The following is an 11,315-nucleotide window of genomic DNA, read 5'->3' as shown; positions in this document are numbered from 1 at the left end:
CTCACCCGCATACTTGCCGCCATGCCGTTCACGCTCGGCCACGCTGCCGCGGTTCTCCCCGGTGTCCGCCGGTCCGGGAGGGGCCGGGGCCCTCTGGTCGCCTCCGCACTCGTCGCGGGCTCGCTCGCACCGGACTTGACCTACTACGCGGACAGCGTCGTCCCCGGGGCGATGGGGTTCGGCGCGGTCACACACGCGGCGTGGGGGGTGGTCAGTGTCGATGTCCTGGTCACCGGCGTCCTGGTCGCCCTGTGGCTGCTGTTGCGCGAACCGCTCCTCGCTCTGCTGCCGGGGACGTCGCAGGGCCGCGTCCACAGCTTCGTGCGGGGGCGGCGGTGGGAGCCGGGCGGCCCGGTCCTGCCTCTGGCGGCGTGGTTCTCCGTGTCCGCCGTCATCGGCTCGGGCACCCACGTCGTGTGGGACGCCTTCACCCATCACGATCGATGGGGCACGGAGCTGATCCCCGTCCTCGGCCGGAGCGTCGGCGGCTTCCCCGTGTTCCAGATCGTCCAGTACGGCAGTTCGGCGGTGGCCGCGGCGGTGCTCGGCCACTTCGTGTACGCGGGTCTGCGGGACGCCGGACCCGTGCCCCGGCCGGAGTCCGTGCCCGTGCTCGGCCGGGCCGAACGCCTGGGCGCGTGCTGGCTCCTGGCACTGTGTGTCCTGCTGGGCACCGTCCACCGGTGCGCCCGCCTGTACGTCCGGTCCGGACGGATCGACAGTCCCCTCGACATCGTCCCGACGGCCTGCTTCGGGGCCGGGGCGGGCCTGGCGGCCGGTCTCGTCCTTTACGGGGCGTGGATGCGGCTGCGGAGGGGGCAGTCAGGCCCCGGCCGGCCGGAGGGGCCCGGTGCGGAGAGCGCACGGACGGGTCCGGCCGGCCGGGACGCCGGCTGAGACGTCAGTGCGCGGCGGTCTCCCAGTCCGTGCCGACGCCGACCGAGACGTCCAGCGGCGCACGGAGTTCGACCGCCGTGGACATCTCGCGGCGCAGGATCTCCTCGACCTGTTCGCGCTCGCCCTTCGCGATCTCCAGGACGATTTCGTCGTGGACCTGGAGCAGCATCCGCGACGTCAGCCGTGCCTTCGTCAGCGCACGGTCCACGTTGAGCATCGCGACCTTCACGATGTCGGCCGCCGTGCCCTGGATGGGAGCGTTGAGCGCCATCCGCTCGGCCGTCTCGCGCCGCTGTCGGTTGTCGCTGTTGAGGTCGGGGAGATACCGGCGGCGGCCGAAGACCGTCTCGGTGTAGCCGGTGGACCTGGCCTCCTCGACGACCCGGCGCAGGTAGTCGCGCACCCCGCCGAACCGCTGGAAGTAGGTGTCCATCAGCCCGCGCGCCTCGCCGGCCTCGATGTTCAGCTGCTGGGAGAGGCCGAACGCGGAGAGCCCGTAGGCCAGTCCGTACGACATCGCCTTGATCTTGCGGCGCATCTCGGCGTCGACGGCCGTCTTCTCCACGCCGAACACCTGCGAGGCGACCGTCGTGTGCAGGTCCTCGCCCGAGTTGAACGCCTCGATCAGCCCGGCGTCCTCGGAGAGGTGGGCCATGACCCGCAGCTCGATCTGGCTGTAGTCGGCCGTCATCAGCGTCTCGAAGCCCTCGCCGACGACGAAACCCCGGCGGATCGCACGGCCCTCGTCCGTACGCACGGGGATGTTCTGCAGGTTGGGGTCGGTCGAGGAGAGCCGGCCGGTCGCCGCGACCGTCTGGTTGAACGTGGTGTGGATACGGCCGTCCGCGCCGATCGTCTTGATCAGGCCCTCGACCGTCACCCGCAGCTTCGCCTGCTCCCGGTGGCGCAGCATGAGGACCGGCAGCTCGTGTTCGGTCTGCGCGGCCAGCCAGGCCAGGGCGTCGGCGTCGGTCGTGTAGCCCGTCTTCGTCTTCTTCGTCTTCGGCAGGGCCAGTTCACCGAAGAGGATCTCCTGGAGCTGCTTGGGCGAGCCGAGGTTGAACTCCCGTCCCACCGAGGCGTGCGCCTCCTTCACCGCCTGCTGCACCGCACCGGCGAACTGCTGCTCCATGCCTTCCAGATGGGCGCGGTCGGCGGCGATGCCGTGCCGCTCGAGCCGGGCCAGCATGATCGACGTGGGCAGTTCCATGTCGTGCAGCAACTCGGTGGCCCCGACCTCCCGCAGCCGGGCGGTGAAGGCGTCTCCGAGGTCCAGCACGGCCCGCGCCTGCGCCATCAGGGCGTCGGCCTCCGCACGGTCGTCCGCGCCGAAGGCGAGCTGCCCGTCGGCCGACGCGGCCGGTGCCAGCTCACGGCCGAGGTACTCGACGGTCAGCGCGTCCAGGGCGAAGGAACGACGTCCCGGCTTGACGAGATACGCGGCGAGCGCCGTGTCCATGGTGATGCCGTCCAGCCGCCAGCCCTGCTCCGGGAAGACCCGCAGGGCGTTCTTGGCGTTGTGCATGACCTTGGGCCGCTGCGGGTCGGCGACCCACGCGGCGAACGCCTGCTCGTCGGCCTCCACGAGCGCGGCCGGGTCCAGCCAGGCCGCCGACCCGTCGGCGGCGGCGAGCGCGACCTCCGTGACCGTGCCGACGCCCAGCGACCAGGTGTCCACCGTCATGACGCCGAGGGGCTGCGCCCCGTGCGCCTCCAGCCACGGGGCGACCTCACCCGGACCCAGCACCGCACCGTCCAGGTCGATACCGGCCGCCGGCTCCGGCGGCGCCGCCTCCTCCGCACCGGGGTCGACGGCCAGCAGCCGCTCACGCAGGCTCGGGTTACGGATCTCCAGGACGTCCAGCACACCGGTGACCGCCGTGCGGTCGTACGGAGCGCGCTCGAGCTCGGAGGGGACCTTCGGCAGCTCCACGTCGCGGACCATCTCGGTCAGCACACGGTTCATCTTCACCGCGTCCAGGTGGTCGCGGAAGTTCTGGCCGGCCTTGCCCTTGACCTCGTCGGCCCGCTCGACCAGCTCCGCGAACGAACCGAACTGGTTGATCCACTTCGCCGCCGTCTTCTCCCCCACGCCGGGGATGCCCGGAAGGTTGTCCGACGGGTCACCGCGCAGCGCCGCGAAGTCCGGGTACTGGGCGGGCGTGAGGCCGTACTTCTCCTCGACCTTCTCCGGGGTGAAGCGCGTCAGCTCGGAGACGCCCTTCGTCGGGTACAGCACGGTCACGTTGTCCGTGATCAGCTGGAACGAGTCCCGGTCACCCGTCACGATCAGGACCTCGAAGCCCGCCGCCTCGGCCTGCGTGGCCAGCGTCGCGATGACGTCGTCCGCCTCGAACCCGTCCACCGCGAACCGGTCCGCGTGCATCGCGTCCAGCAGTTCGCCGATCAGCTCGACCTGCCCCTTGAACTCGTCGGGGGTCTTGGAGCGGTTCGCCTTGTACTCGGGGAACTCCTGCGCACGCCAGGTCTTGCGGGACACGTCGAACGCCACCGCGAAGTGCGTGGGCGCCTCGTCGCGCAGCGTGTTCGCCAGCATCGACATGAAGCCGTACACGGCATTCGTCGGCTGCCCCGTCGCCGTCGTGAAATTCTCCGCGGGCAGGGCGAAGAACGCCCGGTACGCCAGGGAGTGCCCGTCCATGAGGAGCAGGCGCGGTCGGTTGTCTGCCGTCTTCTTCGATGCCGTCTCAGCCACGCCCCCGATCCTGCCACGTACCACCGACAATCCGGACCGGCCGCCGCTCGTCCCCGGCTCGGGCGCCGCTCGGCCCCCACCGTCACGCGCACCGGCCGGACCCTGCCGCCCGCTTCCCATTCCCGCCGGGTGCCCCGGCCCGCCTGCATGACAGGATCGAAGGACAGTGGAAGCGCGGGTGGACGTGCCAGGACGCGCCTGGACGAACGCGCGCCCGCAAGCGCTCGAAGGGGAGCACCATGGCCACCAAGCCCCCGACCGGTGACCCGGTCCAGGACGCCCCGCAGGTCGAAGAGGCCCAGCACGCCGCCGCCGGACTGCCCGCCGTCGCCCACACCCTGCGTATCGCGCAGCAGCAGATGGGCGTGCGACGCACCGCGCAGACCCTCCTCAAGGTCAACCAGAAGAACGGCTTCGACTGTCCCGGCTGCGCCTGGCCCGAGGGCGACAAGCGGCACACCGCCGAGTTCTGCGAGAACGGTGCCAAGGCCGTCGCCGAGGAGGCGACCCTGCGCCGCGTCACCCCCGACTTCTTCGACGCCCACCCCGTCGCCGATCTGGCGACCCGCAGCGGCTACTGGCTCGGCCAGCAGGGGCGCATCACCCAGCCCGTGTACCTGCCCGAAGGCGGCGACCGGTACGAGGCCGTCACCTGGGAGCGCGCCTTCGCGATCATCGCCGAGGAACTCACCGCGCTCTCCTCCCCCGACGAGGCGCTCTTCTACACCTCCGGCCGCACCAGCAACGAGGCCGCCTTCCTCCTGCAGCTCTTCGCCCGGGAGTTCGGCACCAACAACCTGCCCGACTGCTCCAACATGTGCCACGAGTCGTCCGGCTCCGCCCTTACCGAGACGATCGGCATCGGCAAGGGCAGCGTCAGCCTCGAGGACCTCCACCAGGCCGACCTGATCATCGTCGCCGGCCAGAACCCCGGCACCAACCACCCCCGAATGCTGTCCGCCCTGGAACAGGCCAAGGCCGCCGGAGCGAAGATCATCTCGGTGAACCCGCTGCCCGAGGCCGGCCTCGAACGGTTCAAGAACCCGCAGACCGCCCGCGGCATGCTCAAGGGCGCCGACCTCACCGACCTGTTCCTGCAGATCCGCATCGGCGGCGACCAGGCACTCTTCCGCCTCCTGAACAAGATGATCATCGAGGCCGACGGAGCCGTCGACACCGAATTCATCACCGAACACACCCACGGATACGAGGACTTCGCCGAGGCAGCCCGCACCGCGGACTGGGACGAGACCCTCACCGCCACCGGCCTCGACCGCGACACCATCGAGCGGGCGCTCACCATGGTCCTCGCGTCGAAACGCACCATCGTCTGCTGGGCCATGGGCCTCACCCAGCACAAGCACTCCGTGCCCACCATCCGCGAAGTGGTCAACTTCCTCCTCCTGCGCGGCAACATCGGCAGGCCCGGCGCCGGGGTCTGCCCCGTACGCGGCCACTCCAACGTCCAGGGCGACCGCACCATGGGCATCTTCGAACGCCCCGCCCCCGCCTTCCTCGACGCCCTCGACCGGGAATTCGGCATCACCTCGCCGCGCCACCACGGCTACGACGTCGTGCGGTCCATCCAGGCGCTCCGCGACGGCGACGCCAAGGTCTTCTTCGCCATGGGCGGCAACTTCGTCGCCGCCACTCCCGACACCACCGTCACCGAGGCCGCGATGCGCCGCGCACGGCTCACCGTCCACGTCTCGACCAAGCTCAACCGCTCCCACGCCGTCACCGGGACCCGCGCCCTGATCCTGCCCACCCTCGGCCGTACCGACAAGGACGTGACCGCCGGCGGGAAGCAGTTCGTCACCGTCGAGGACTCCATGGGCATGGTCCACTCCTCACGCGGCAACCTCACCCCCGCGAGCCCGCACCTGCTCTCCGAGCCCGCGATCGTCGCCCGCCTCGCCCGCGCCGTCCTCGGCCCCGCGTCCACCACACCCTGGGAGGACTTCGAGAAGGACTACGGGACGATCCGCGACCGCATCTCCCGCGTCGTGCCCGGCTTCGAGGACTTCAACGCCCGCGTCGCAAGGCCCGGCGGATTCACCCTCCCCCACGCACCCCGCGACGAACGCCGCTTCCCCACCGCCACCGGCAAGGCCAACTTCACCGCCGCCCCCGTCGAGTACCCCGAACTCCCCGAAGGCAGGCTGCTGCTCCAGACCCTGCGCTCCCACGATCAGTACAACACCACGATCTACGGCCTCGACGACCGCTACCGCGGCATCAAGGGCGGCCGCCGCATCGTCATGGTCAACCCCGAGGACGCCCGCACCCTCGGCCTCGCCGACGGCTCCTACACCGACATCGTCAGCGAGTGGAAGGACGGCGTCGAGCGCCGCGCCCCCGGCTTCCGGGTCGTCCACTACCCCACCGCACGGGGCTGCACCGCCGCCTACTACCCGGAGACGAACGTCCTCGTCCCGCTCGACGCGACCGCGGACACCAGCAACACCCCCGCCAGCAAGTCGGTCGTCGTCCGGTTCGAGACCGCCTGACGCCCCCCGGGGGCCCGGCACCGGGCCCCCGGGCACCCACAGCCCTAAGCGCACGCTCAGCGGTCTGATAAGAACAGTGCACACAGCAACGGACGAGCACACGATCGGAGCCGGACCCATGGGCGAGCACACCGCACCCACGTTCCCCCAGGAGATCATCGACGAGTACGCGGCACTCGGGGTCGATCTCCCCGCCCTCTTCTCCGCCGGACACCTCGGCGAGCGCATGGGCGTCAGGATCGTCGAGGCGTCCGCCGAGCGCGTCGTGGGCACCATGCCCGTCGAAGGCAACACCCAGCCCTACGGACTCCTCCACGGCGGCGCCTCGGCCGTCCTCGCCGAGACCCTCGGCTCCGTCGGCACCATGCTCCACGGCGGCGCCTCCAGGATCGCCGTCGGCGTCGACCTGAACTGCACCCACCACCGCGGCGCCCGCAGCGGCCTCGTCACCGGCGTCGCCACCCCCGTCCACCGCGGCCGCACCACCGCCACGTACGAGATCGTCATCACCGACGAGCACGACAAGCGCGTCTGCACCGCCCGCCTCACCTGCCTGCTCCGCGACGCACCTCGCCCCGACGCGGGCTGACCGCCCCCTCCCAACACCCCACTGCCCGGCCGGAAACGCACCGCATTCCGGACCGGGCAGACCCATATCCGAAGCAAAACACCGAAGTTGGCGGACACACACGGTCAACACCCCTGACCGCCCATGTCCTTCCATGAGCCACTTCACCGACCACACCGCCCCACCGTGTCTTCAAACACCTCCCACGGATGTAACACTCCGTAACATGTGTGCAATACACGAAAAAGCTCACGCACCGCGCGCGCACCCACCACACCGCCACCCCCCGCGCCCCATGCGCCCCATTCGCGTGACAGCACCAAGATCGCCCCAAGCCCCTTAGCAGAGCTGCGCGTTCTCACGATGCGGTCACCTCGCCGCCCACCGGAAAGCGGTACATGTCCACACAGTGACCACCAAGCCTTCCCCACGGCATAACAAGACAGTCACATCATCAGCGGACCCGTCCCGCACCCCCTCACCTGCCCTTAGAGTCACGGCCAGTCACCGCGCCGCCGGGTGCGTCTGCTGCACGGCCCTGTATCGGCCAGTACGGCCCGGCGATCGTTACGGCACCTCATGCAGAGGAGGCCGCGCCAGGGAAAGGACCTTTCGTGCGACACCGTTCTTTGATCATCCTCACAGCAGTGCTCACCACCGGTGCCCTCACACTCACCGCCTGCGGGTCGCGCGACGACAACGGCAAGGGCGACAAGGGCGGCGACAGCAAGACCACCGTCGTCATCGGCGTCGACGCCCCGCTCACCGGATCCCTCTCCGCACTCGGCCAGGGCATCAAGAACTCCGTGGACCTCGCGGCCAAGACCGCGAACAAGAACAACGAGGTCCCCGGCATCGAGTTCAAGATCGAAGCCCTCGACGACCAGGCCGTCCCCGCCTCCGGACAGGCCAACGCCACCAAGCTCGTCGGCAACAAGGACGTCATCGGAGCCGTCGGCCCCCTGAACTCCGGCGTCGCCCAGTCCATGCAGGGCGTCTTCGAGAAGGCCGACATGGCCCAGGTCTCCCCCGCCAACACCAACCCCGCCCTCAGCCAGGGCGACAACTGGGGCAAGGGCGACTCCAAGCGCGTCTTCAAGACGTACTTCCGCACCTGCGCCACCGACGTCGTCCAGGGCAAGTTCGCCGCCCAGTACCTCTACAACGACGCCAAGAAGAAGAAGGTCTACGTCGTCGACGACAAGCAGACCTACGGCGCCGGCCTCGCCGCCATCTTCTCCGCGGAATTCGAACGCCTCGGCGGCAAGGTCGTCGGCACCGACCACGTCACCGTCAAGGAGACCGACTTCTCCAGCACCGCCGACAAGGTCAAGTCCTCCGGCGCCGACTCCGTCTACTACGGCGGCCAGTACCCCGAGGGCGGCCTGCTCTCCGACCAGATCAAGAAGACCGGCGCCAAGATCCCCACCATGGGCGGCGACGGCATCTACGACCCCGCCTTCATCAGCGCCTCCGGTGAGGCCAACGACGGCGACTTCGCCACCTCCGTCGGCTACCCCGTCGAGGCCCTCCCGACCGCCAAGCAGTTCATCGCGGACTACAACGCCGGCGGCTACAAGGACCCCTTCGCGGCCTACGGCGGCTACTCCTACGACGCCGGATGGGCCATCATCCAGGCCGTCAAGGCCGTCGTCGCCGACAACGACGGCAAGCTCCCCGAGGACGCCCGCGCCAAGATCACCGAGGCCATGGCCAAGGTCTCCTTCGACGGCGTGACCGGCAAGGTCTCCTTCGACCAGTTCGGTGACACCACCAACAAGCAGCTCACCGTCTACGAGGTCCAGAAGGGCGCCTGGAAGGACGTCAAGAGCGCCACGTTCGAGGACTGATCACCCAGCACCACCCCAGCACACGCTCCTGACCGCGCGAGGGCGCAAACAGCGCCCTCGCGCGGTGTCATATCCGACAAGCTCATCGGAGGCACTGCGGTGAACGAACTGCCGCAACAGCTGGCGAACGGCCTCGCACTCGGCGCGCTCTATGGCCTCATAGCCATCGGGTACACCATGGTGTACGGCATCGTCCAGCTCATCAATTTCGCCCACGGCGAGATCTTCATGATCGGGGGCTTCGGCGCCCTCACCACCTACCTCGCGCTCCCCGGCGGAACCTCGCTCATGGTGGTCATTCCCCTCATGATCATCGGAGGCGCCATCGCCTCCGTCGCCGTAGCGACAGCCGCGGAACGCTTCGCCTACCGCCCCCTGCGCGGCGCACCACGGCTGGCACCCCTCATCACCGCGATCGGCCTCTCGATCGTCCTCCAGCAGCTTGTCTGGGGCTTCTACCCCGACGCGAAGAAGCCGCGCAGCTTCCCGGAGTTCAAGGGCGAGTCGTTCAAGATCTTCGACAACCTCTACCTCCAGCGCGCCGACGCCTTCATCCTCGTCCTCGCCCCCCTGTGCATGCTCGCCCTCGGCATGTTCGTCGCCAAGAGCCGCAGCGGCCGCGCCATGCAGGCCACCGCACAGGACCCCGACACGGCCAAGCTCATGGGCATCAACACCGACCGCATCATCGTGATGGCCTTCGCCATCGGAGCCGCGTTCGCCGCCATCGCAGCCGTCGCCTACGGCCTCGACAAGGGCCAGATCAACTTCGAGATGGGCTTCCTCCTCGGGCTGAAGGCCTTCACCGCCGCAGTCCTCGGCGGCATCGGCAACATCTACGGAGCCATGGTCGGCGGAGTCGTCCTCGGCCTCGCCGAAGCCCTCTCCATCGCCTACATCGAAGAAATCCCCGGCATGCAGCAGCTCGGCGGCGGCGCCTGGGCCAACGTCTGGGCATTCGTACTTCTCATCGTCGTCCTCCTCGTCAGGCCACAAGGCCTGCTCGGCGAGCGCGTCGCGGATCGGGCGTGAGAGCCATGACAACCGACACCACCAAAACCGCAGCCGTCACCACCCCCGCCGACACCGGCACCCGGACCGCAGGCCTGCGCCGCCTCACCGCCCTCGGCGGCATCGCGACCATCGCCAGCACCTTCATGGCCTGGACCTGGACCAGCGAATTCACCGGCGACCTCACTATCTACGGCTACCCCGCCGGCCTCCAGCTCCTCACCCTCACCTCAGGCGCCCTCGTACTCCTGTACGCACTCGCCGCCCTCGACGTCCGAGGCCTCCGCTGGATCGCCCCCACCGGCACCACCAAAGCCCTCCAGTTCCTGGCCATCGGTACCTTCACGACCACCTGGTTCACCGTCTTCGCCATTGCCATCGAACTCGGCGGTGTCGTCAACCTGGAACCCGGCGGCTACGTCGCGGCAGTGGCCTCCGCGATCCCCCTCGTCGCCCTCCTGCTCCCCGACGACACCCGCAAAGCATCCCGCCCCAAGGAACTCCCCTCCTGGGCCGAGATCCTCATCATCGTCGCAGCCTTCGCAATCGGCCTCTTCGTCGTCACCTACGGCATCGACATCGAACCCCCCGAGCTCTTCACCGGCTACCTGATCACCGCGGGCTTCGCCGTCGGCGCCCTGTTCAAATCCGGCATCATGGCCCGGCTCTCGGCCCTCACCACCAAGTACCGCTCCATCGCCGTAGCCGCCGCCTTCGTGGCCGCCGCAGCATTCCCCTTCACCCAGAGCACCGACCAGTTCACCCTCATCGCGGTCAACATCCTCATCTTCGCGACCGTCGCACTCGGGCTGAACATCGTCGTCGGCCTCGCCGGACTCCTCGACCTCGGATACGTCGCCTTCCTCGGCGTCGGCGCCTACACCGCCGCCCTCGTCTCCGGCACCACCGCATCCGCGTTCGACGTCCACTTCCCCTTCTGGGCAGCCGTCCTCACCGGAGCAGCCGTCTCCCTCATCTTCGGCGTCGTCATCGGAGCACCCACACTCCGCCTCCGCGGCGACTACCTCGCCATCGTCACCCTCGGCTTCGGCGAAATCTTCCGCATCACCGTCGGCAACCTCGACGGCGTCTCCGGACCCCAGATCACCAACGGCCCCAACGGCGTACCCAACATCCCCGACCTCGTCTTCTTCGGATACGACTTCGGCGAATCCCACACGATCCTGGGAATCGAACTCGGCGGATACGCCAACTACTACCTGCTCATGCTGCTCGCGATGATCCTCGTGGTCCTCGTCTTCAGCCGCGCCGGCAGCTCCCGCATCGGCCGCGCCTGGGTCGCCATCCGCGAGGACGAAACAGCCGCCACCGCCATGGGCATCAACGGCTTCCGCGTCAAACTCATCGCCTTCGCCCTCGGCGCCACCCTCGCCGGCCTCGCCGGCACCGTCCAGGCCCACGTACAGAGCACCGTCGTCCCGGAGATGTACGTCTTCGCCGGCCCCGTGCCGCCCAACTCCGCCTTCCTCCTCGCCGCAGTCATCCTCGGCGGCATGGGAACCATCAGCGGACCCCTGATCGGCGCGACCCTCCTGTACATGATCCCCGCGAAGCTGCAGTTCCTCCAGGACTACCAGCTCCTCGGCTTCGGCCTCGCACTCATCCTGCTCATGCGCTTCCGCCCCGAAGGCCTCATCGCCAACCGGCGCGCCCAGCTCGAATACCACGAGACCGGCCAACTCGACACACCCGAAGGCACACTGCCCGAATCCGGCGTCGGCACCGTGAAGGCGGGGGCGTGA

At 69.2% G+C, this 11,315-nt stretch carries 7 protein-coding genes; 6 read left to right on the top strand and 1 reads right to left on the bottom strand.

Annotated elements, in window-relative coordinates; translation table 11 throughout:
- The first annotated feature begins 21 nt into the window (after positions 1–21).
- Complete coding sequence (locus OG206_RS24655; protein ID WP_327119658.1) at positions 22–897, top strand: DUF4184 family protein; 876 nt, start codon at positions 22–24, stop codon at positions 895–897.
- A 4-nt stretch (positions 898–901) separates the two neighbouring features.
- On the opposite strand, the gene polA is transcribed toward OG206_RS24655, so the two are convergent.
- Positions 902–3,613 carry a DNA polymerase I gene (gene polA / locus OG206_RS24650; protein ID WP_327119656.1) on the bottom strand — a complete coding sequence of 904 codons (2,712 nt, stop codon included), beginning with the start codon at positions 3,611–3,613 and terminating at the stop codon, positions 902–904.
- 239 nt (positions 3,614–3,852) lie between these two features.
- Here polA and OG206_RS24645 point away from each other — a divergent pair, with 239 nt between their 5' ends.
- The 5 genes from OG206_RS24645 (at position 3,853) to OG206_RS24625 (ending at position 11,315) form a co-directional block, all read left to right on the top strand.
- Positions 3,853–6,123 (top strand): FdhF/YdeP family oxidoreductase, encoded by a 2,271-nt coding sequence (locus tag OG206_RS24645; RefSeq protein WP_327119654.1) that lies wholly within the window; start codon positions 3,853–3,855, stop codon positions 6,121–6,123.
- Between the two features lie 118 nt (positions 6,124–6,241).
- The gene (locus OG206_RS24640; RefSeq protein WP_327122393.1) at positions 6,242–6,712 is read left to right on the top strand and encodes a PaaI family thioesterase; all 471 of its coding nucleotides are present in this window, start codon (positions 6,242–6,244) and stop codon (positions 6,710–6,712) included.
- A gap of 593 nt (positions 6,713–7,305) precedes the next feature.
- On the top strand, positions 7,306–8,541 hold the full coding sequence (locus OG206_RS24635; RefSeq protein WP_327119652.1) for a branched-chain amino acid ABC transporter substrate-binding protein: 1,236 nt from the start codon (positions 7,306–7,308) through the stop codon (positions 8,539–8,541).
- A 99-nt stretch (positions 8,542–8,640) separates the two neighbouring features.
- Positions 8,641–9,573 carry a branched-chain amino acid ABC transporter permease gene (locus tag OG206_RS24630; protein WP_327119650.1) on the top strand — a complete coding sequence of 311 codons (933 nt, stop codon included), beginning with the start codon at positions 8,641–8,643 and terminating at the stop codon, positions 9,571–9,573.
- Positions 9,574–9,578: 5 nt separating this feature from the next.
- Positions 9,579–11,315 (top strand): branched-chain amino acid ABC transporter permease, encoded by a 1,737-nt coding sequence (locus OG206_RS24625; RefSeq protein ID WP_327122392.1) that lies wholly within the window; start codon positions 9,579–9,581, stop codon positions 11,313–11,315.

It is taken from the genome of Streptomyces sp. NBC_01341 (assembly GCF_035946055.1).
In the GTDB taxonomy this organism is placed as follows: domain Bacteria; phylum Actinomycetota; class Actinomycetes; order Streptomycetales; family Streptomycetaceae; genus Streptomyces.
The sequence above is the reverse complement of the archived record's forward strand: the minus strand, read 5'-3'. Positions and strand labels throughout refer to the sequence as shown.

What these genes read in the sequence shown, in the direction of transcription:
- OG206_RS24655 (WP_327119658.1), top strand. Translation starts at nt 22, where the DNA reads ATGCCGTTCACGCTCGGCCACGCTGCCGCGGTTCTCCCCGGTGTCCGC.
- OG206_RS24645 (WP_327119654.1), top strand. Translation starts at nt 3,853, where the DNA reads ATGGCCACCAAGCCCCCGACCGGTGACCCGGTCCAGGACGCCCCGCAG.
- OG206_RS24640 (WP_327122393.1), top strand. Translation starts at nt 6,242, where the DNA reads ATGGGCGAGCACACCGCACCCACGTTCCCCCAGGAGATCATCGACGAG.
- OG206_RS24625 (WP_327122392.1), top strand. Translation starts at nt 9,579, where the DNA reads ATGACAACCGACACCACCAAAACCGCAGCCGTCACCACCCCCGCCGAC.